21 protein-coding genes are annotated in these 22,414 nt (G+C 36.0%); 7 read left to right on the top strand and 14 right to left on the bottom strand.

Annotated features, from left to right (window positions below; all coding sequences use genetic code 11):
- Nucleotides 1-92: 92 nt before the first annotated feature.
- Together GFU89_RS12190 and GFU89_RS12185 are read right to left on the bottom strand one after the other, a co-directional pair.
- Nucleotides 93-1,013 (bottom strand): M28 family peptidase, encoded by a 921-nt coding sequence (locus GFU89_RS12190; RefSeq protein ID WP_318847381.1) that lies wholly within the window; start codon nucleotides 1,011-1,013, stop codon nucleotides 93-95.
- 167 nt (nucleotides 1,014-1,180) lie between these two features.
- Nucleotides 1,181-1,570, bottom strand: a complete 390-nt coding sequence (locus GFU89_RS12185) for a DUF4293 domain-containing protein (RefSeq protein WP_318847380.1) — start codon at nucleotides 1,568-1,570, stop codon at nucleotides 1,181-1,183.
- A gap of 143 nt (nucleotides 1,571-1,713) precedes the next feature.
- Between GFU89_RS12185 and rho the strand changes: the two genes are divergently transcribed.
- Both rho and GFU89_RS12175 read left to right on the top strand, forming a co-directional pair.
- Nucleotides 1,714-3,552, top strand: coding sequence for a transcription termination factor Rho (rho, locus tag GFU89_RS12180; RefSeq protein ID WP_318847379.1), 1,839 nt, complete (start codon nucleotides 1,714-1,716; stop codon nucleotides 3,550-3,552).
- 193 nt (nucleotides 3,553-3,745) lie between these two features.
- Nucleotides 3,746-4,342: a superoxide dismutase gene (locus tag GFU89_RS12175; protein WP_318847378.1), complete on the top strand. Its 597-nt coding sequence runs from the start codon at nucleotides 3,746-3,748 to the stop codon at nucleotides 4,340-4,342.
- Between the two features lie 71 nt (nucleotides 4,343-4,413).
- Here GFU89_RS12175 and GFU89_RS12170 read toward each other — a convergent pair whose 3' ends face one another.
- Nucleotides 4,414-4,833, bottom strand: a complete 420-nt coding sequence (locus GFU89_RS12170; RefSeq protein WP_318847377.1) for a DUF6146 family protein — start codon at nucleotides 4,831-4,833, stop codon at nucleotides 4,414-4,416.
- A gap of 51 nt (nucleotides 4,834-4,884) precedes the next feature.
- A complete protein-coding gene (locus tag GFU89_RS12165) occupies nucleotides 4,885-6,075 on the bottom strand; it encodes an endonuclease (protein WP_318847376.1) in 1,191 nt (396 codons plus the stop codon).
- Between the two features lie 250 nt (nucleotides 6,076-6,325).
- Here GFU89_RS12165 and GFU89_RS12160 point away from each other — a divergent pair, with 250 nt between their 5' ends.
- From GFU89_RS12160 to GFU89_RS12150, 3 genes are all read left to right on the top strand, one after another.
- On the top strand, nucleotides 6,326-9,202 hold the full coding sequence (locus GFU89_RS12160) for a carboxypeptidase-like regulatory domain-containing protein (protein WP_318847375.1): 2,877 nt from the start codon (nucleotides 6,326-6,328) through the stop codon (nucleotides 9,200-9,202).
- Between the two features lie 27 nt (nucleotides 9,203-9,229).
- Nucleotides 9,230-10,654 carry a DUF5689 domain-containing protein gene (locus tag GFU89_RS12155; RefSeq protein WP_318847374.1) on the top strand — a complete coding sequence of 475 codons (1,425 nt, stop codon included), beginning with the start codon at nucleotides 9,230-9,232 and terminating at the stop codon, nucleotides 10,652-10,654.
- A 152-nt stretch (nucleotides 10,655-10,806) separates the two neighbouring features.
- Nucleotides 10,807-11,313 (top strand): hypothetical protein, encoded by a 507-nt coding sequence (locus GFU89_RS12150; protein ID WP_318847373.1) that lies wholly within the window; start codon nucleotides 10,807-10,809, stop codon nucleotides 11,311-11,313.
- A 44-nt stretch (nucleotides 11,314-11,357) separates the two neighbouring features.
- Here GFU89_RS12150 and GFU89_RS12145 read toward each other — a convergent pair whose 3' ends face one another.
- The 6 genes from GFU89_RS12145 to GFU89_RS12120 all read right to left on the bottom strand — a co-directional run bounded on the left by GFU89_RS12145 (nucleotide 11,358) and on the right by GFU89_RS12120 (nucleotide 15,825).
- A complete protein-coding gene (locus GFU89_RS12145) occupies nucleotides 11,358-11,909 on the bottom strand; it encodes an inclusion body family protein (RefSeq protein WP_149834031.1) in 552 nt (183 codons plus the stop codon).
- 280 nt (nucleotides 11,910-12,189) lie between these two features.
- On the bottom strand, nucleotides 12,190-12,660 hold the full coding sequence (locus GFU89_RS12140; RefSeq protein ID WP_228408605.1) for a DUF6702 family protein: 471 nt from the start codon (nucleotides 12,658-12,660) through the stop codon (nucleotides 12,190-12,192).
- 58 nt (nucleotides 12,661-12,718) lie between these two features.
- Nucleotides 12,719-13,471 (bottom strand): TIGR00730 family Rossman fold protein, encoded by a 753-nt coding sequence (locus GFU89_RS12135; protein WP_318847372.1) that lies wholly within the window; start codon nucleotides 13,469-13,471, stop codon nucleotides 12,719-12,721.
- A 7-nt stretch (nucleotides 13,472-13,478) separates the two neighbouring features.
- Nucleotides 13,479-14,192, bottom strand: coding sequence for a nucleotidyltransferase family protein (locus GFU89_RS12130; protein ID WP_318847371.1), 714 nt, complete (start codon nucleotides 14,190-14,192; stop codon nucleotides 13,479-13,481).
- A 110-nt stretch (nucleotides 14,193-14,302) separates the two neighbouring features.
- Entirely contained in the window at nucleotides 14,303-14,710 is a 408-nt protein-coding gene (locus GFU89_RS12125) for an RNase adapter RapZ (protein WP_318847370.1), read from the bottom strand.
- A 95-nt stretch (nucleotides 14,711-14,805) separates the two neighbouring features.
- Entirely contained in the window at nucleotides 14,806-15,825 is a 1,020-nt protein-coding gene (locus GFU89_RS12120) for an aminoglycoside phosphotransferase family protein (RefSeq protein ID WP_318847369.1), read from the bottom strand.
- 241 nt (nucleotides 15,826-16,066) lie between these two features.
- Here GFU89_RS12120 and xrtF point away from each other — a divergent pair, with 241 nt between their 5' ends.
- Both xrtF and GFU89_RS12110 read left to right on the top strand, forming a co-directional pair.
- Nucleotides 16,067-16,597, top strand: coding sequence for an exosortase family protein XrtF (xrtF, locus tag GFU89_RS12115; RefSeq protein WP_318847368.1), 531 nt, complete (start codon nucleotides 16,067-16,069; stop codon nucleotides 16,595-16,597).
- Complete coding sequence (locus GFU89_RS12110) at nucleotides 16,584-17,024, top strand: exosortase F system-associated membrane protein (protein WP_318847367.1); 441 nt, start codon at nucleotides 16,584-16,586, stop codon at nucleotides 17,022-17,024. Before xrtF ends, GFU89_RS12110 begins: the two co-directional genes overlap by 14 nt.
- A gap of 10 nt (nucleotides 17,025-17,034) precedes the next feature.
- On the opposite strand, the gene GFU89_RS12105 is transcribed toward GFU89_RS12110, so the two are convergent.
- From GFU89_RS12105 to GFU89_RS12090, 4 genes are all read right to left on the bottom strand, one after another.
- Entirely contained in the window at nucleotides 17,035-18,033 is a 999-nt protein-coding gene (locus tag GFU89_RS12105) for a cation diffusion facilitator family transporter (protein WP_318847366.1), read from the bottom strand.
- Between the two features lie 57 nt (nucleotides 18,034-18,090).
- A complete protein-coding gene (locus GFU89_RS12100) occupies nucleotides 18,091-19,083 on the bottom strand; it encodes an aspartate-semialdehyde dehydrogenase (RefSeq protein ID WP_318847365.1) in 993 nt (330 codons plus the stop codon).
- A 67-nt stretch (nucleotides 19,084-19,150) separates the two neighbouring features.
- Nucleotides 19,151-19,591 (bottom strand): hypothetical protein, encoded by a 441-nt coding sequence (locus tag GFU89_RS12095; protein WP_318847364.1) that lies wholly within the window; start codon nucleotides 19,589-19,591, stop codon nucleotides 19,151-19,153.
- 86 nt (nucleotides 19,592-19,677) lie between these two features.
- Entirely contained in the window at nucleotides 19,678-22,260 is a 2,583-nt protein-coding gene (locus tag GFU89_RS12090) for a TonB-dependent receptor (RefSeq protein ID WP_318847363.1), read from the bottom strand.
- Nucleotides 22,261-22,414 lie beyond the last annotated feature (154 nt).

Raw genomic sequence — 22,414 nt, 5'->3', positions numbered from 1 at the left:
AGCAGGGTAGTACTTAAAATGATGAGATAAAAGACTTTGTTTGTTTAATGAGAAAAACCGCTGAAACAGCGGTTCTTTATATGTTGGTTTAATTAAAATTTTACCTGATCATTGTACTTTGGAGTAAAATTTTTAGGATTCAGTTTATCCAGCGTTTTTCCAAAGTTATTGATGATGTGTGTCATATTATCGAAATCTACAACATGGATATCATCATTTTCCTGGTGATAATGAGACGCTTTCGTCATATCAACGGTAGAGAATGAATGGGCAATGATTTTCTTTTTTACAAAGCTGACATTGTCTGAACGGTAGAAAAGCTGCTGTTTCGCATAGGGATCTGCATTGATTTTTAATCGGTTTACTGCATTTTGATTGAAAAGTTCATCAAGATCTGAGAATCCGTCTCCGGTCATATATAATGCATTTTTTCCCCATTGTGATTCTGTAGCTACCATTTCAAAATTGAAAAGAGCGGTCATCTTATTATAGATAGGATCCAGGTTTTTATCTGTTGAAATTGCTCTTGAACCCAGCATTCCCTTTTCTTCTCCATTGAAAGCCATAAAAACCATTGAGAACTCAGGCTTTTTATTTTTAAAATAGTCGGCAATACCTACCAGAGTCGTTATTCCGCTGGCATCATCATCCGCTCCGTTATAAATATTGTCACCGCTTTTATCACTGGTTCCGATATGATCAAAATGCCCTGAAAATCCAAGATATTGATCTGTTTTTCCTTTTTTTACACCACAGACATTATATACTGTTTTCCCATTATAATCAAATGGTACCAGATAAGATTTTCCGGTGCAGTATTCCAGATTATTTTCTTTGAAAAGTTTAGCAATATAGTTGGCTGCATTTTCATTTTCCTGAGTTCCGATTTCACGGCCCTTCATTTCGTCTGATGCGAGAGTGGAAAGAACAGTTTTTACTCTTTCATTGGAAACTTCCTGTGCAAAGGTAAATATGGAGAATAGTGATAAAGTAAGATAGGTGAGCTTTTTCATTGTCTTTTATTAAAAGTTATATGATCTGTCGCGTTTTTGATTAAAAAGTTGCAATGAATTTACATAAATTAATTTATCTGACAGAGAAGGCTTTATAAATTAAGGATAGACAAATAAAAAACAGCTCCTTAAAAGAAGCTGTTCTCACTCAAAAAATCGTTGTAAGGTTATCGAAGTCTGTCTACAGATTTTACGAGCCTCTCATCTTTACGGATATACATGTTTGCAATAAGCAGACAGATTACCGCAATTAATGGGAAAATCGGCTCAATACCCTTCTCAGGAAAATGAATTCCTCCGGATAAGTTTAGTAACCAGTACGCCAATACACCAATCAACAAAACGTTTATAATGATGCTGATGGTATTCAGCAAAATTTGTCTTTTTCTGTTTTTGAAACTAAAAATACTTAATGCTCCAATGATAACAAGCACTATACTGCCTATATTAAGTAGAGGAATACTGTCAGATATGACAACATCCTGTCCCGTTATGAAAAGGAAAACTGCGGCTAAAACTGCCAATAACGTCCATATAGTTTGTATTCTCTGTAGCATTGAATATTAAATTCTTGGCAAAAATAACATAAATTTTGCACAATTCAAAAATAAGTGTAGATTTGCATTATACAATGTACTTGAAAACAATAGTCACCGGACTTACTTTTCTTACTCACAATTAATTACATTTTTACATAAATATGTTTAACATAGAAACGTTAAGGTCAAAATCCGTAACGGAACTGACTAAAATCTTAAAAGATTTGGGCGTTAAAGTTGCAAGAACAAGCAATGACAATGACAAGATCTTTGCTATTCTTGACTTTCAGGCTTCTAACCCTAAAGTTGCAAAAGATTATTTCAACGCCACAGAACCCGCCAGTATAAATACTGAAGAGGCCCCAGCAGAGAAAACTGCTAAAGCCCCGGTAAGAAAAGCTGCTCCGAAAAAACCAGCAGCAAAACCAAAAACAAATGCGAAAGCTCCGGAAGAACCTAAAGCAGAGGAAAAAGTAGAAGAAAAGGTGCCGGCTCCTGAAGAAATAAAACAGGAAGAACCTAAAGCGGAAGCAGCAGCCATTACAGAAGATGTATCAGCCGCAGCTCAAGCTAAAAAGAAAAGAAAAAGAGTTACTACCAATACAGGTAACACAGAAGTATCTCAGGAAGCTGCAGCAGCTCCAAAAAACACAGAATCTCAAGAGCCTGCTCAGGCTGAAGAAAAGCCGAACAATCCCCCTCAACAACAGGCTAACAGACCTCAAAAAGGACACAATCATCCACAGAACAGTGGAAACCAACATAAAAACCAAAACCCGAACCAGAACCAGAATCAAAACCAGCATCAGCAGCATCAAAACCAAAATCAGAACAGACATTCTGAAAAGGCAGAGGAGCAGCATGACCATAAAAAAGAATTTAATTTCGATGGATTGGTGAGTATTGAAGGGGTTTTGGAAATTTTACCAGATAACTACGGATTTTTACGTTCTTCAGATTTCAGTTATATCTCTTCTCCTGATGATGTGTATGTATCTACAGCACAGATTAGAAATTATGGTTTAAAAACCGGAGATACCGTAAAAGGGATTGTAAGACTGCCGAAAGAAGGAGAAAAATATTTTTCACTACTAAAACCTACAGAAGTTAACGGACGTGACCTTGCGTTCATTAAAGACCGTGTAGCTTTTGAATATCTTACACCGCTTTTCCCTGAAGAGAAATTCAATCTTGCAGGAAGCGAATCTACAATTTCTACAAGAATTGTTGATTTATTCGCACCTATCGGAAAAGGACAGAGAGCAATGATTGTGGCACAGCCTAAAACAGGTAAAACCATGTTGCTTAAAGATATCGCCAATTCTATTGCAGCTAACCACCCGGAAGTATATATGATGGTTCTTCTTATTGATGAACGTCCAGAAGAGGTTACTGATATGGAAAGAAGTGTAAATGCAGAAGTGATTGCTTCTACATTTGATGAGGCCGCTGAAAAACATGTGAAAGTAGCTAACCTTGTTCTGGCGAAAGCACAGAGAATGGTTGAGTGCGGACACGATGTTGTTATCTTACTGGATTCAATCACGAGATTGGCAAGAGCTTACAACACTGTTACGCCTGCATCAGGTAAGGTTCTTTCCGGTGGGGTAGATGCCAATGCTCTTCACAAGCCGAAAAGATTCTTTGGAGCTGCAAGAAAGATCGAAGGAGGAGGATCTCTGACGATTATTGCAACTGCATTGATTGATACAGGTTCTAAAATGGATGAAGTGATCTTTGAAGAATTTAAAGGTACAGGTAACATGGAGCTTCAGTTAGACAGAAAAATTGCTAACAGAAGAATTTATCCTGCTATCGACTTAATTTCTTCAAGCACCCGTAGAGATGATCTTCTTCTGGATGAAGTAACTTCTCAGAGAATGTGGATCTTTAGAAAATACCTTTCTGAAATGAATCCTGTGGAAGCAATGGAATTTGTAAATAAAAACATCAAAGGAACTCTTAATAATGAAGAATTCCTGATGTCTATGAATAAATAAATTTAATTATTGTTAAATAGAAAGCACGGGCCATTCGGTTCGTGCTTTTTGTTGTCATGTGGATAAATATTTAAAAACGTAATTCATTCTAAATCAATGTGTCAATGTTAAAGATTTATTAAAGTAATCTTCAATCCTTGATAATCCCTTAAATATTGGCTAATTTTGAGGTATAACATTAAAAATAAAGATTATGTCATTTGAATTACCAAAACTTGGATATGCATATGATGCATTAGAGCCTACTATTGATGCAAGAACTATGGAAATCCACCATACAAAACACCACCAGGCATATATTGACAATTTAAATAAAGCAATTGAAGGAACTGAACTAGCAGGAAAAACTATTGAAGAAATCTGCCAGACAGGAACTGATAAGCCAGCAGTAAGAAACAATGGAGGAGGACACTTCAACCACTCTTTATTCTGGGAAATTTTAACTCCGGGAGGAAGCAATGAACCTGTAGGAAATGTAAAAGCTGCTATCGAAAATTACGGAGGTCTTGAGAAATTCAAAACTGACTTCTCTGATGCTGCTAAAACTAGATTCGGTTCAGGATGGGCTTGGTTAGTAAAAAATGCTGACGGTTCTGTATCTGTTTCTTCTACACCAAACCAGGATAACCCATTAATGCCTGTAGCAGACGTTAAAGGAACACCGGTTTTAGGATTAGATGTTTGGGAGCATGCTTATTATTTAAACTACCAAAACAGAAGACCTGATTATGTTTCTGCTTTCTTTGCAGTCGTAAACTGGGATAAAGTAGAAGAATTATTCAATAAATAATTTTCAGCTATTATAAAAATAAGAAGGTTCAGAAGTACTCTGAACCTTTTTTATTGGGTGTGATTGTAAAACTACCTTATGGCATCGCTTCCGGATAACCCATTCATTTTTAATTTGTACTTCCAGTTGACATAGGCGAAAACCTGGTATAATTTATATTCAAATTTGATCCCGTAATTTTCCTGAGGATCATAATCTATCCCGGATTCTATTATATTTCTGTATCTGCCGGAATTGTAATAGCTATTCCACTCATTGACCAAGAATGTATTTTTTGTTTTCAGATAGAATTCTGAATACTGGCTGATAGGTTTGGCAACAGCGCTCAAAAAATAATCGAATTGTGTATCAATGACTGTAAGTTCCCATTCTCCGTCTTCATTTTTATAAGGCTTCATTTCATGCTGCTCTTTGTCTTTTTTTGTTTTTTCCTGAGAAAAACAGCTGAAAGGAACTAATGCAATCATTACTAATAAAATAATATTTTTCATGATGTAGGTATTTACATAAAAAAAGCACTCCAATAAGAGTGCCTAACTTTTTTATGGTTCTTTCTGAAGAACTACAAATGCCGGGAAGTGGTCACTGTAGCCTCCTGTAAACTGGTCTCCATTCCAGGATCTGAAAGGATAACCTTTATAATTTCCTTCTTTATTGACTAAATAAGCCGGGGCAAAAATTTCTGTTTTGTACACAGAATATTCTTTAGTTACCTGATCTGAAATGACGTTTTTAGAAACAATAATCTGGTCAAACAGGTTGGGTGCATCCTGATAAGCAAGAGATGCCACACCTTTCTTATATAAAGGATACATCAAGTTCAGGTAGGGTGTTTCATCGCTTAAATCTTTAGGCGCAGCCTGAGCTTTCAGGTGGTTTTTTAAACTTGGACTTACAGGATCGTCATTAAAGTCACCCATTGCAAAAAGCTTCGTCGTTGGGTCTGCAGCTCTTACACTGTCCATCTGTTGTTTCAATAAAGCTGCTGCGGCATTTCTCTTAGGTAAAGAAATTGCTTCACCTCCTCTTCTGGAAGGCCAGTGGTTCATAAAGAATGCCACTTTTTCATTATCTAGAAATCCTGTTACAACAAGGATATCTCTTGTATATTCTCTTCTGCCATTGTCACCATAAATTTTCAGTTCTTTTTTTAATGAATTGGTAGGAGTGAATCTTCTTTTCTGATAGATCAGTGCGACGTCAATTCCTCTGTAGTCATAAGAATTGTAATGAATGATTCCGTAATCATATTTCTTTAAAGCAGGTTCGTTGATCAGATCCTGAATAACCTGTCTGTTTTCAACCTCAATTAAACCAACTACTGCAGGAGCTGTTTTGGTATACTGTGCTCCCATTTCAGAAATTACTTTGGCTTCGTTGGCCAATTTTGCTTTATAAATTTTAGTTCCGTAGTTTTTTGCACTTTTCGGGGTAAACTCTTCGGAACCACTTTGTTCTCTTACTGCTTTTTTACCAATTAAAGCACCGTCACTCCATGGTCCGTCATATTTTTCAGCTTCCAGAAGTTTAATAGAATCTATAGGGATACTTCTGTGAAAAGCAGGATTTTTAATGTCTTTGGTTCCATCAATATAATCCGCTGAACGAATAGTGTCCCAAAGGTTTTCTACGTTTAAAAAACCTACAGTAGCTACTTTTCTCAGTTTTCCTTGTTGTTGTGAGAATGCCATGATCGAAATAATGATGGCAAACAGACTCGAAAATCTCTTCATCCTCTTTGAGTTATTATTAATACTATTTAATTTACAAATTTACTTTTTTTAATTCACTACGTTTTAAATATTTGTAAATTTAAGAGCAATTGCCTTAGCGTCACTTATATAATGATTCTTAAAAGCTTGCAGCCTTAAGGAAAAATATTGTTAAAAAAGTTGTGAATTACAAAATTTGATTAAATTTGTGCCCCCAACTTTTAAACTGTTGAAAATTAACAAGAAAAGTATTAAAAAAATAAATATAATCATGATTAAAAAATTATCATTGATCTCTTTATTTACTTTGCTGCCTGCGTCATATTACTATGCGCAGACAACTGTGTTTGCGTATCTTAAGGATGCGGAAGGAAAACCTGTTGAGCAAGCAAGTGTAGATTTAAAAGGAGCAGGAAATGATGCAAAGGCAGACAAAATCGGATATTTCCAATTTACGGATTTGATGCCAGGACATTATCAGATTATGGTTACAAAACCAAATTTTGAAACTAAAATTTTTGAATTTGACGTAACTACTAATGAGAAGAGAAAGGATCTTGGAGTAATTACTCTTTATTCTGCATTGAATGGTGCAGATCAGGGTCTTGCTATTGTAGAGGATTCGGGAGAAAGTGACAGCGGTGGTGCACAGCAAACGGCAACTGTAGGATTACTACAGTCTTCTCAGGATGTATTCAACAGAATTGCAAGTTTCGATTTAGGACCATACTGGTTCCGCCCAAGAGGAATTGATAGCAGAACAGGTGAGAATATGATCAACGGGATTTCTATGGCTGCTGCAGATAATGGAGACGTAGACTTCAGTACCTGGGGAGGATTGAACGAAATTACCCGTTACCCGGAAATTTCAGCTAATCATGCACCTTCCGAATATGCTTTCGGAGGAACTACCGGAGTATTTTATAAGAATACTAAAGCCAGCGAGTACAGAAAAGGAAGTCAGCTGACGTATTCTCTGACCAACAGAAACTATACCAATAGATTGTCTTACAGATTCTCTTCCGGAATGAATAAGAACGGATGGGCATTTACAGGAATGATTGCGAGAAGATGGGCACAGGAAGGGATTCAGGATGGTACAGCTTATGATGCATACAGTGGATATATTGGTATTGAGAAGAAATTCAGTGACAGTCATACGATGACTTTAAATGCTATTGGGTCTAAATACTCAAGAAGTTCTTCAAGTCCAAGTACTCAGGAAGTATATGATTTCAGGGGAGTTCACTACAACTCTTACTGGGGATGGCAAAACGGAGATAAAAGAAATGAGAGAGTAAAAAGAGGTTTCCAACCAATGATTCAATTGCAGGACTTCTGGAAAATCAATAAAAATTCTCAGTTATGGACATCTGTTTCTTACCAGTTTGGTAAAGAGTACAGTTCAAGATTAGATTGGTACAGAGCCAATAACCCATCACCAACTTACTACCGTAATTTACCAAGCTATTGGTTAAATTATACAAACCCGGCTCCGGAGCAGGCGGCCAACATCGGAATTACAAGAGACTGGTGGATGAATGATGATCAGTCACATACACAGATCAACTGGGATAATCTTTATAATGCCAACAGAAATGTAGCGTATAATGCTATGTTTGGTGGTAGAAGAGCCGCTTATTATCTTGTGGATGATGTAAAAGATGATAAAGTATGGAATCTGGCGACACATTATACTTATAACTTTAGTGACACATCCCGTTTCATTTTAAACTTATCTTACCAAAACTACAGATCCGAACAGTACAGAGAAGTAAACGATCTTTTGGGTGCTGATTTTGCCCTGAATATGGACCCGTTTGCATCTAATACAACGGCAGGAAGCGTTTGGGGTAAATTTAATACAAGAGAAAATGATACTGATGTTGCCAAAAGAGAAGGTGATAAAATAGGATATAGCTATATTTTCAGGAGACAGGAATTTAAAGTAAATCCTGCTTTCAAATTCTCAACAGGGAAATTTGATGTTTTTATTTCCGGATTATTCGGTTATACAACGAACAGCAGGGAAGGATTATTTCAACATTATCTGTATGAGTCTTCTTACGGAAAAGGAGCAGACCAAAACTTCTGGAATGCAGGGGTTAAAGGTCAGGTTACCTATAAAATCAATGGTAGAAACTTCCTGGTTTATAACGGAGCTTACTTTTCACAATCTCCTTTCTTAAATGATATTTATTTTAATACCAGAGTAAGTGGTGTTACAACTCCGGGAATCAAAAACGTTGTTGTAGATGCAAACGATTTGAGTTATGTGATTTCTACTCCGGTAGTTAAACTTAGATTGACGGGTTACCTTGTTAATACTCAGAATGAAACAAGTGTACAAAGATACTTCGCACAGGGAGTTAAGCTGACTACTCTGACTGAAAGCGGGGATCAGACTCCTGTTCAGGATGGTGCTTTCATTACACAGGTATTGGCAGGCGCTAATAAGAGAAACATGGGGATCGAACTTGGTGCGCAGGTGAAACTTACTCCTACTTTGACAGCAAGTGGATTATTAAGTGTAGGACAATATACATATACAAACAATCCTACTGTTTATTTTGCATCTGATGCTGTAGGAACATTCAGAGAGCTTGACGGAAACGGAAATATTATATCAAGATCTTATACTAACATGGGAGAGGCTACCCTAAAAAACTACAGACAAGGTGGAACTCCTCAGGAGGCATATACTTTAGGCCTTCGTTACAGCAGTCCAAAATACTGGTGGGTAGGAGCTACATGGAACTATTTCGGACATTCTTTCCTTGATCCTTCTCCGGTAACAAGAACAGAAAGATTCTATACGAACCCCAATACACCGGGTGTACCTTCTGATAACGTAACCGAGGAAGAACTTGCAAGAATTCTGACTCCTACGAAATTGCCTTCAGCATTCTTCTTCAATGTGAATGCAGGTAAATCATGGATGATTGGTAAGTATTATATATTAGTCTCCGGATCCGTAAATAATATCCTTAATAACAGAAACTTTATTACAGGTGGCTTTGAGCAGACGAGAAATGTTAACTATACTGACTATGCTAAGGATTATGACAGCGGAAACATGGTATTCGCTCCTAAATATTGGTATAACCAAGGTAGATCTTATTTTGTTAACCTTCAATTCAGATTCTAAAAAAATTAAAATTAAAAATCGAAAACAATGAAAAATATATATTTTAAAGCAGCGATCTTTAGTGCCATTTCAATGCTGGCAATCTCGTCTTGTGTAAAAACTGATGATTATGATGTGCCGGAAATCAAATGTACCAACAAATTTGCAGCAGCTAATCACCAGTTATCTGAAATTATAACCGTTGCAAAAGCAAAACCCGTTGAAGCTGATATTATTAAAGAAGATTTCATCGTAGAAGCTTATGTTTCTTCAAGTGATGAATCTTCAAACCTTTACAAAATGATGTTCCTTCAGGATAAGCCTGAAAACCCAACACAAGGTATTGAGATTGATATTGATGGAGGAAACCAATATCTTGATTACCCGGTAGGAGCTTTAGTAAGAATCAATCTGAAAGGATTGATCGTTCAGGGAGTTAATGGAAATATTAAAGTAGGATCTTATGATCCGAACTATCCTATCGGTAGAATCAACCCAAATAAAGTTTCAAATTACATGGCAAGAGTTTGTGACGGACAGAAGCCTGTAGTAGCCGCAATGAAGCCATTAGAGTTCAACTTTATCTCTGATGCTCTGAAAAACGGTGCGCACATTAACCAGCTTGTGAAAATTAAAAATGTTCAGTTTGAAGAACCTGAATTGACAAAGAACTTTGCTGACGAATCAGCAACAGGGGATCGTTATATTACAGATAAAAAAGCAGGCAGATTAGATCTTCGTTTCAGTAACTTTTCAACTTTTGGAAAATCTCCAATTTCTCCTAAATATGAAAAAAGTGGTGATATCGTTCTTGTTTTAAGCCGTTTTACAAGCTCAAATAACGCTACGGTTTTCACAGATCAGGCTTATATAAGAGATCTTAATGATATTAACTTCCCTAACGCCAGATTCACCCCAGGTGAGCCAGAACTTCCATCTGCTAATGCCGTAAATCTTTTCCCGAGCTCTGATTTTGAAAACTGGCCATCTTTCCTATCAAGTTTAAATAGCTTCGGGCTTATGCCTTATGCATCTCAGGGTATTGGTTTGGGATATAACGGTACAAATTCCCTTCAGATTAAAGGTACACCTGCCAATAACGACTATGTATTTACAGCCAATGCTGCGTCAGGAGTGCCAGCGGTTCCGAAGAGAATTACAATGTATATCAAAGGGACTGTATCAGGAAAATCACTTTCTTTCAATGTATATAGAGCAACGCCACTGGCTCCTAATACATCTGCTTTCTATACCTTCAATTTAGGAACATTCTCTACAGGGGCTACTTTAAGCCCGGAAAGTGCTAATTCATATACAGGATCTATCAATACGAACGGACAATGGAGACTGATTGAGCTTACCCTTACAGGTCTTACCGATCTTAATACTACCGCTGGAAAACCAATGTTTGCCCTAAAAACAGGAAAAGACGGAATATATGATCTTCAGATTGATAATATCAAAATTGAGTAATACATTAGGATAGAATATAGTTCTAATATACTTTATAAAACTCGGGCAGCTCGTAAGAGCTGCCCGAGTTTATTTTAATACTTTTTTGATTTCAAAAATCAAAGAATTTTATATTTTTAAAAACAGTTTTAAACCAAGAAGCTATATTTTACATGGAATATTTCATTTATGCATTGAATCATACCTATACCGATGAGTCTCATACGGATACCAAGTTTTTGGGCTTTTCAAATAGCCTTGAGGATTTGGAAGAGCTAAAAGCAAAAGCTATTCTTATGCCTGGATTCAGGGATTATCCGGATTGTTTTGTTACAGATTGTTATATACTTGATAAGATACATTGGAATGATGGGTTTAAAAAGGTAATTGGTGAAATAGGACGTGATTATATTGAAAAAGGTGATGAGATAGATGAAAATCATATTTCAATCAAAGAATTAGGTTTAAGTACTGTCTTTAGTGTCAGTCATTATTATACAATACACACCTTTCTGGATGACGAAAGATATATCGGAGTATTTTCATCTTTAGAAAAAGCAGAAAAAGCTATTGAAGAACTCAAAAATAAACCTGGCTTTAAAGATCACCATGATGATTTTGATATCAGTGAATTGGATCTTGCAGTACTTTTATGGAGCAGTGGATTTGGGAGCATTTAAAAAAGAAAAACCACCGCATCAGCAGTGGTTTCATTTATTTTCGTTTACTTAACCGTAATTGTTGGATCCCAGTAAAAGTAACCGTACAGAATCTGTTTGTTACTGTCATTCGGATCTAAAATATAAAGACCAAACTGTACATAGAAGTTCTCTTTTCCAGTAGATCTTACTTTTGAGTCAATACTGGCAAAGCTGATATCTGCAGAAGTGGCAGGGAGGCCGTTTAAAGAATTTACATCTGGTACAGCAGCTTGCTTTCTTCTCACAGAATTGTATACGAAATTATTAAAAACCTGATCTCCTGACCAGTATTTAATATTATAAATAATAACTGCGTCATCCGAATTCTGATAGATTGAAGTTCCTCTGAATGAAACTGTATCTCCGGCTCTTGCGCTGAAGTTCAGGTCAGCAGAACCTTGTCCTGAAATAGCGTTGGCATTGGAAACAATCATATGCTGACTGTTATGGTCAATCCCTACAGGTTTATTTGGATCCGTACTGGGGTTTTTATAATTTGCTCGTACATAATCCGTGTCAATTACGATCAGGACATCTATTGCCTGACTCGATGATTTAAGTGTTACGTCGTCCATGATATTTGGTTTTAGTTTGGTGGTTTCTTACTCATTTGGCTTTTCAGATTCTGCCCCGTTATTTAAGTGATTCCGGCTTCACGTTGTGGTTGTAATTACAATACAAATGTACATTGCTGTATTTTAATATGTTATGGTGTAAATGCTGAAATTAATGATTAAGTATTTGTACGTAATTAGTCTCTTTAATGTGATTTGTTTTTGGGTATGAACAAAAAAATACCCTAAAAAGTTTTACTTTCCAGGGTACTCATTTTATAATGGTTAAATCTAATTCACGTTAAAAAGAAACCTCATTCACTTCTTTTCCTCTTTGAAAGTTCATTGTTTTCTGGCTGCCTTTATAGGCAATATTCACCAGATTGATCTGCTTAGGAAAAGCGCTTAAAAGAATCGTATTTTTAATCTTTAAGGTGTTAATATCTGAAACGCCTCCGGTTTCAAAATACACCCATACAGTTTCTCCACTGACCTGACTTCCTGTAAAGGTTATCGTTTTAGGAGCACCATTAACAAACACATCAAAATTATTGTTTACATATTTTTTTACCTCCGCTTCAAATCCAGCCGTGTTGGGGTTGATCTTGATCGCATCAGAGATGTGGCTTGTATTCATTTTTGTGGTAAACTTCAATGTCTTGCTTCCATCAACATAATCCACTTTGGTCATTGAAGAGAAAAAGTCTACATACATAAAACTCATTAACACAAAAAATGTTAAAATACCTGATATATATAAAAGTTTTTTCATCTTAATTAATAGATTTACAATCATTCTTGTTAGTTATAAGTCACAAATAATATGCCAATTAAAAATTTACATTCACAGAATATTTATCATAAAAGGCTTTAATATGTGCTACGGCCTCGTCAGCGGTATCTACCACACGATAAAGATCCAAATCATCTTCAGCAATCATACCTTCTTTTAATAAGGTTGCCTTGAACCAATCTAGTAATCCTCCCCAGAATTCGCTTCCTACCAGAACAATTGGAAATTTTCCTATTTTGTTGGTTTGAATAAGGGTCATTGCTTCAGTAAGTTCATCCAATGTCCCGAAACCGCCGGGCATTACTACAAACCCCTGAGAATATTTTACAAACATTACTTTTCTCACGAAAAAGTAATCAAAATTCATGGAATAGGATTTATTGATGTAAGGATTAAAGTGCTGCTCAAAAGGAAGATCAATATTCAATCCGATTGATTTTCCTTTAGCGTTGAAAGCTCCTTTGTTTCCTGCCTCCATAACCCCCGGGCCGCCTCCGGTGATAATTCCGAAGCCTAATTTGGTGATCTTTTCAGCAATATCTACAGCCATTTCATAGTATTTGTTCTCCGGCTTTAGTCGGGCAGAACCAAATATAGAAACACATGGTCCAATCCTGGCCAGTTTTTCATAGCCATCTACAAATTCAGCCATGACCTTAAAGACCATCCAGCTGTCTTTGGCGATTGTCTCGTCCCAGGTTTTTTGTCTGAAACTGTTATGCAGTTTTGTTTCGTTAATATCAAGTTCCGGATTTACTAAACTCTCATCCCTAATTCCATCAATTTCCATTGCAAATTTATTTAAAGTGTTTTTCGGCTTCTGTTACAGATGACGGTCTTCCGACGTCAATAAGAATACTGTCATGTACAAAACCGTGTATATGCTCGGTCTGCATGAGGTCCAGATATTCTTCCATAACAGAAAATTTGCCTGTTCTTTTTATTTTTTCGAAGATCTTGGGATTGATACAATGAATTCCGCTGAAAGCAAGAGCTTTAAAGCCTTTGTTGAATTCTGCCAGCCTTTGTTCACCAGTCTGTACATTGAGCCAGCCTCTCAAAACCATATCATCATTGAAAAGGAGTTTTCTCGAGCTTTCTCTGTCCGAAACCGCTAAAGTAGCAAAATCTTTTATCTTTTTGTGGTATTCTACCAACGCATTGATATTTAAGTCGGTGAGGATATCAGCGTTCATGATTAAAAAATCTTCTCCGTGATCAAGGAATTTTCTCGCAAAAATCAAGCCACCTCCTGTTTCAAGAAGTTCGTTGGTTTCATCAGAGATTTCAATCTTACATCCGAAATTATTGTTTTTATTTAAAAAATCAACAATCTGTTCTCCAAAATGATGGATGTTGATTACAAAATCCTTTATTCCGAAACTTTTCAGGTAAGTGATATTTCTTTCAAGAAGAGGGATTTCGTTTACTTTTGCCAACGCTTTTGGATGGTGATCGGTAAACGGTTTCAATCTGGTGCCTTTTCCTGCTGCGAAAATTAGAGCTTTCATTTTTTTATAATTGATAAATGATAGTTGATGAATGATAAAACTTTTATAATTAATAAATGATTATTAAAATAACATTGGAAAATAATCATTTATCAATCATCGTTTATCTTTTATGAATTCAGTTGCGGTTGTTCGTCGTGATGAAGAGTGATCTCGGTTCCTTCAGGATATTTTTCTCGGATAAATTCAGCGATTTTTATAGCAGAATATACCGATCTGTGTTGTCCACCTGTACATCCGAAGTTGATCTGAAGATGCTCAAATCCTCTTTCAAGGTAATTGTCAATATTGATAGAAACTAGAGATTTTGCCAATTCTAAAAACTTTGGCATTTCTGTTTTTGTTTCCAGATATTCCTGAACTCCGATGTCATTTCCGGTTTGAATTTTATATTCTTCAATTCTTCCGGGATTTAAAATTCCACGGCAGTCAAAAGCGAAACCTCCGCCGTTTCCTGAATTGTCTTTAGGAATTCCTCCTTTCTTGTATGAAAAACTGTGTATCTCGATGTGTAGCATATTCTTTCTTTTAAATTTTTAAACCATTAAGGTTTATTTAGTGATATTAGGGTCTTTTTATTTTGCTCAATTATCATCTGAGTGAAGTTAAAGACTTAAGGATTCAATATTTCTTTAATTTTTTCTTGGGCTTTATCTGATTCTAATTGCTGAATTACTTTTTTCAGTTCCGGATAATCATTCATTGGCTCCCATGCAGAAGCAAATTGTGTAATATTCTGAATTCCTTTTTCCAAACTGGCTATAAAGTGCTGCTTTCTCTGAATTAATCCCCGGAATCCGTAAGCTCCCAAAACCTGTAAAAATCTCATCATCTGAATAGGCATCACCGCATTTTTTAGTTGAATCTTTGTTTCAGGATTTTCAAACTGTTGAATATAAAATTCAAGCATTTCCTGTTTAAAATCATCGGTGAAGTTTGCTTTTGCCTGAAAAAGAAAAGAGATGACATCATACATTAACGGGCCTTTCATTGCAGACTGGTAGTCGATGAAAGAAACTTCATTCTTTTCATTCACCATGATATTTCTTGCCTGAAAATCACGGATCATAATTCCTTTAGGCTCAATGCTTTCAATGAGTGAAGCAATCTTTTTGAATTCCTTTAAAAGTGTCGATTTGTTGTATTCAAGCTCCAGGACATCAGCCACAAAGTTTTTAAAATAATAAAGATCATGAATCACAGGTAGTTCATCATAACTTTCATATTCAAAGGTTTTTGAAAAATCAATTTTCCCCTGTGTTTGTGTCTGCATTTGGAAAAGTTTTTCCAATGTCTGCTGTACCAAAGATCTTACAGTAGAAGATTGCTGTTCTTTTGTAATCACCTCCGAAAGGGTTTGTTGTCCCAAAAATTCCTGGATATACATTGTTCTGTCATCAGAAACAGCAAGAATGGAAGGAGTATTAAGGTTCAAATTTGAAAATAGCCCCGAATAGTAAAGAAAACTTTCATTTTCCGGAATATTTTCATTGTAGGTGATGATGTATTTTTCAGTGCCGGCAGTGGCCAGGAAATTTACCCTCGCAGAGCCGCTTTGAGCTAATGTGACGAATTCGGAAGATTTTTTACCCAAATGGTTTTCAAAAAATCGTTTTGCGTTTTCAGAAGTCATAATATGGAAACAAATATACTAAATTAACATGAGTTGGGAATTATTGTTTAAATAAGTGAAAATGTGAAGGGAAGAGACTGTTGTAATGAGGGTATAAAAGAAGTGTTGAATATTTGTTTTACTAAGTATTTTAAAGAAAATTTTTCACTGTTATAACCAATAATCGATAGATCTGATGGATGATTTTTAAGTTTCTTAATTCAAATTCAGGATATTAGAGGCTAATTTTTATCTTTGCAGTATGCTGAAAGACTTTAAACCTGTTTTAGGTATCTTATTGCGTTTCATTATTATTTACCTGGTACTGCTTTTTGCCTATCAGTTTTACCTGAATAGCGGTAAAGATTCCGGGTTGGATTCTTTTTCAAGAATAATTGCCAATCAGGTGGCTGCTCTGCAGAATACGATAGGCTATCCTACGGAACTTTATGATGATGTAAAGAATGAGCAGGTTTGGTTTTATGTAAAACAGCGTTATGAGACGAGAATGGTGGAGGGCTGTAATGCGGTTTCTGTTATCATTCTGTTTGTCTCTTTCGTTTTTGCTTTTTATAAAGGGATGAGGACTTTTGTCTTTGTTGGAGTAGGATTGGTTATACTGTACATAATGAATCTTCTGAGAATCGTAGGATTAAATATCGTCATGACCGATTATAAGGAGTATGGTAAAATGTTCCATGATTTCATTTTTCCTGCTATTATTTATGGAAGTGTCGTTGTACTTTGGTTGGTCTGGATTAAATTTTTTGCTTTAAAACATGAAAATTCTTAATTGGCTTCTGGTTATAGCTGGCATCTGCGGATTAATAGGGGTGAGGGCTCTGGAGAATACTCTTTTTTATGATCCTTTCCTTGGTTACTTCCATGAAGCGAATAAACATATTGAATTCCCTTCATTTGAATGGGGGAAACTGCTTGGTGGGCATCTGTTTAGATTTGTTTTAAATCTTTTGTTTTCCTGCCTGATCATTTATGGTTTATTCAAAAACAAACAATGGGCACTGCAGGGTGCTGTGATGATGGTTATTGTGTTTGTGATCTCTCTGCCTATTTATCTGTATTGTATTCATGATAAATTCGAAATAGGATATCTTTTTTCTTTTTATATGAGAAGGTTTGTGATCCAGCCTTTGATTATACTGCTGATTGTCCCGATGTTTTATTACAGAAAACAGATGATGGATAAGGAAGGGAAATAAGCAAGCTTATCTATTCTACGGTGTGTTTATCTATACTGGTTACATTTTCCGGAGTCCATTCTACACGTTTGACGAAGTCTTTTTCGCGGACAGGGCAGTCTTTGATCTGGCAGACCGGGCATGAAATCGGTTTACAATCATCCATGTGAAAATTGAACTCAATACTGCGCTTCATATTTTTGGCAAGAAGGATAATTACTTTTTCCATCTCACTATGGGCATCACGAAGATCATAATACCAGGGAAGGGTAATATGGGCATCAATATGCAGAGAAGACCCGAATTGCTGTATTTTCATATTGTGTACATCAATCCATTCTATTTGTCTGTTTCCTTCAAGAATTCTAATGACCTGATTCAATATTTCAGGATCCTGTTCGTCCATAATACCACTTAAGGATTTTCGGACGATTTTATAGCCTACAAATATGATATAAAGCCCAAAAGATAGTGCTACTGCTGAATCCAGCCAATAGATTTTAGTAAAATAAACAATCACTAAACTTGCAACTACTCCAAGGGTTGTAATGGTATCAGACTGAAGATGTTTACCGGATGAAATAAGAACCAGAGAGTTTTCTCTTTTTCCTTTTTTTATAGAGATATATCCCAATAAATAATTAATAATTGCCGTTGCAGCAATGATCCATATCCCAAGATCTATTTTACTCAGAGTTTTTCCTACGATAAGACTATGAACCCCTTCATAGATAATCATAACACCGGCAATAGCGATAAGAGCTCCTTCAATACCGGAAGTCACAAATTCTACTTTCCCGTGGCCGTATGGATGATCTTCATCTTTAGGCTTGGCTGCAAGATGGAGTGAATACAGTCCCATGAATGCGCTGATGACATTGACGATACTTTCCATGGCATCGGAAAATACAGCATCAGAGTTGGTAAGTTTCCAGGCAATAATCTTTCCGATAAAAAGGATGATTCCAAATATAGCTATGAGCTTTTGGAATCCTATTTTCTCTTTGTGGGTATTTTTCTGGGTATTCATATTAAGTTTGATAAAAAAAAGAATCTCAATTTTGAGACTCTTTTTTATTTTGTTAGTTTATACTAAGTTGTTTGCTACAAGGTATTCTGCAATTTGTACAGCGTTGGTTGCTGCTCCTTTCCTCAGATTGTCTGCAACGATCCAGAGGTTGAGCGTTTTGGGCTGTGACAGATCCCTTCTGATTCTTCCTACGAAGACCTCATCTTTTCCCTCCGAATATAAAGGCATTGGATATTGGTTGTTTTTCACATCATCCATTACAATTACCCCAGGAGTTTCGGATAAGATTTTTCTTACCTCATCCAGTTCAAATTCATTTTCGAATTCAATGTTTACACTTTCAGAATGTCCTCCCTGAACCGGAACTCTTACTGCTGTTGCTGTCAGGTTGAAGGTATCGTCTCCTAAAATTTTCTTAGGCTCCTTCATCAGTTTGATTTCTTCTTTCGTGTAATCATCATCAGAGAATACATCACAGTGTGGTAATGCATTTTTGAAGATCTGATAAGGATATACTTTTTCAGTAGATTCATCTCCGCTGATTTCACCGTTTAGTTGGTCTACAGCAGCTTTACCTGTTCCTGTTACGGATTGGTAAGTAGAAACAATTACTCTTTTTAAATCATATTTTTTGTTCAAAGGTCCCAGGACCATTACCAATTGAATGGTAGAACAGTTCGGATTTGCAATGATTTTATCTTCTTTTGTCAAAACATCAGCATTGATCTCAGGAACAACTAATTTTTTATCAGGATCCATTCTCCATGCTGAAGAATTATCAATTACTGTGATTCCTGCTTCTGCAAATAAGGGTGCAAATTCAAGAGAAGTAGAACCACCTGCAGAGAAGATTGCAATATCCGGTTTGGCAGCTATAGCGTCCTTCATGCTTACGATGGTAAATTCCTTCTGTTTATACTTCACCTTCTTGCCTACAGATCTTTCGGATGCTACCGGGATTAATTCTGTTACAGGGAAGTTTCTCTCCTCCAAAACTTTAAGCATAACTTGTCCAACCATTCCTGTTGAACCTACTACAGCTACTTTCATTGATTTAATTAAAAATTTAAGATTAAACTATTTATAAATTATAACGCATATAATTTCTTTGTCTTTTTTAAGCTCCAAAGACTCTTAGCCAAGGGAAAGCGAATGCAAATAAACCTGCCGCGATCAATCCCATAATAACTACTCCCAGAGAGATTGTGTCGTTGGATTTTACTTTTTTGTTGATAATGGTCATTAATACTGCTGCGATTAACATAGAGAAAGGGTGCTCAACAAATGTCTGTCTGCTGTAAGCATCTTTCATTAATGTTCCTGCATCTAAAGCAGCTTTGAAACCTGGAGAAAATATGAATAACAAGCATATTCCTATTAAAAACTGAACGTGGAAGAAAATCATCGTAAAGAGAGTAGTCTTCTTTAAAAATTTGTTCACTTTTCCACTGAAGCCAAACATGGTAGCTAAAAGTGCAATGATAAATAATGCAACTAAAAGAAGTTCTAAATACCCGAATCCTTTGTGTGCACTAAGAAAAATCTTGTAAAAATCCATAATCCTATTTTTTTGTACACAAAGATAACAAAAATCCCGGCTCAAAGCCGGGATTGATATTTATAAAATCTAATATTGTGATATTATTAGAAGTTGAATGATAATGTTGCTGCCCAAGTAGTTCCGAAACCAAAATAAGCACGGTTACCAGTTGCTACACCATTGTACATTCTACCAGCTTCTTCGTAAGTTTTTCCTTTATCAGGATCGTTGTTTGCTGTAATTTTATCTGTTCCAAAGATGCTTGTTGCAGAATCAGAAATATAAATTTTATCAAACAGGTTATAAACGTTAGCTCCAATAGTGAAATACTGAGCTTCGTTCTGTAATCTGATTTTGTAAGAGAAGCCTACATCAAATAAGTTGAAATCTGGTAATTTCAATACACCTCTTTCCTGTGCGGAAACATTTGTGAATGTTCCAGGATCAACAGTAGAATATAGTTTACCTACATATCTCCACGTTCCAAAGATATTAAGGTCTTTTACTGGTTTTACAGTAAGTCCTAATGATGCAGTCATCTGAGGAATACTGTTGTTACTCGATCCACCCACTTTTACTTTATCAAGGTATAATTCGTTTCCAGACGCACCAGCTAAAGTTACTGGGTTGTTGTTGTCATCAAACGCTGCTACAGAAGCATTTCCTTTATAGTAGTAATCTCCCCAAGAGAACATTCCTTGAATTTCTAAGAAACGGTTAGGTTTGTAAACTCCGTCAAATTCCACTCCCTGGTGAACTTCAGTAATACCGTTGATTTCAGCATAACCTGTAACTGTTGAATTATCAGGCAATGTAAATGTCTGGTTAGTTTTTCTTAACCATCTGTCTTTCCACTGTGTTCTGTACACGTTAACGTTTGCACTGAATTTAGCAGATCTGAATCCATATCCAATTTCAGCAGAAGAAATCTTCTCGTTAGTTAGAGTTGGGTTGATAAGCTGTTGGTTACTTGGATAAACTGTGTTAAGGAAAGGCTGTTTGCTATAGTAACCTAAGTTTGCAAAAACGTTATGTTGCTCGTTGATGTTATAGTTAGCACCCCCTTTAATATTATATCCAAAAAGGTTTTTGAACCCTGTTTTAGTATTTACCGTCTGACCTTTTAATGTACTTCCGTCTACAACATAGTTGTCAATTCTCTGATACCCTTGGTTAGATACGGAACCTTGCAAGAATGCAGATAAGTTATCTTTAGTATATTCTACTTGTGCAAATCCACTGTACCAAAGTACTTCTCCGTCATTGCTATATCCTACCTGATCTTCAGCTGGAGCCATTTTACCTCCGAAAGGATTCCAAGAAAGTTTTTTGTAATCATAAAGAGCATTTACGATTCTTGGTGCAGTGATGTTTTTGTTAGCAGCATCTTTATATCCTGAAGCTCCATAAAGGTCTGTAAGAACCTGATAGTGGTACCCATAGTAATATCTGTCATCTGTACCTATTGAGAAGTTCCAGTTGTCATTGATTTTGTGTTGGAAGTTAGCCAAGATACCATACCAGTTGTGAGAGTTGATATTTGATCTACGAACCAAAGTACTTCCTGCACCTGCAGTATTTAAGTTAACTGCTGCGTTAGCTGCAAAAATAGCATCATAGTTGAAATGACCTGCTGTATCATAGAAATCAGTGATTCCTTTTCCACCTACTCTACCAAGTTCACCAGTTCCACCACCTCTACCATTGGACATGTATAAAACCGTACTTAACTTAGACTTTTCATTCATTGTCCAGTCCCAGTTCAACATCATTACCGGCTTAGCATAGTAGTTTGATCTGTTTGCTAAGGCAACTTTATTTCCGTTTGCATCCGTATAGTATCCAAAATCTGAATTATATCTTCTATAAGGAGTTCCATCATGGTCAGGATTATAGTTGATGTAATTTTGAATTGTTGGAGCAAAAGTTCTTTGATCGTGCCATTGAGGAGCAGAAGTTACAGTAAACTGTAAGTTATGTTTTTTGTTGATTTCATAACCTAATGCAAAGAAATATGCATAAGATTCATAATCTGTATTTTCAATATAAGTACCTCCGGCTTGTCTGCTCATTAAGAATGATGCTGAAACACCATCTTTAGATTTTCCTGTATTGTAAGAAAAGGAAGTTTTTAAATAATCGTTGTTACCAACACCTAATCTAATTACCCCTCCTCTTTTCATATCAGCAGAACGGGTAAGGAAGTTAACTGTTCCTCCTACAGAAGCAATAGCTAATTTAGAAGAACCTAAACCTCTCTGAACCTGTAATGTGCTTGTTACATCAGATAAACCAGTCCAGTTTGAGAAATAAACAGCACCACCTTCCATATCGTTAACTGGCATACCGTTTACCATTACAGCAATGTTTCTTGATTCGAAACCTCTGATTGTAAGACCTCCATCACCAAAACCACCTCCGGATTTTGTAGCGTAAACAGATGGAGTAGTGTTCAAAATCTCAGGTAGCTCTTGGTTACCTAATCTTTCTGCAAGTTGTGCTGCTTTAATGGTAGAAGCAGCAACTGGTGTCTTTCTATCTTTAGCGATATCCGTTACACCTCTTAAGATTACCTCGTCAATATCCTTGGACTTTTGTACTGTGTCCTGAACTTGTTGAGCGTAATAAACACTAGCTGTAGATAAAGTAATAACCGCAGTTAGTATCGATTTGTTGATTAATTTCATAATCGTTAGTAATAATTAGTAATAATTAGATTTAATTTTCTGCAAAATTCGCAAAATAAAATTTAACTATTATTAACTCAATGTTAATTTTTAATTATTCTCAATAACGTTAATGTGTTGAAATTCAGTATTGTAACTAAAAACCGGGTTTTTA

The sequence above is a fragment of the Chryseobacterium sp. JV558 genome, from assembly GCF_033712365.1.
Lineage (GTDB): Bacteria > Bacteroidota > Bacteroidia > Flavobacteriales > Weeksellaceae > Chryseobacterium.
Note: the sequence above shows the minus strand (reverse complement) of the source record. Positions and strands in the feature narration are given on the sequence as shown.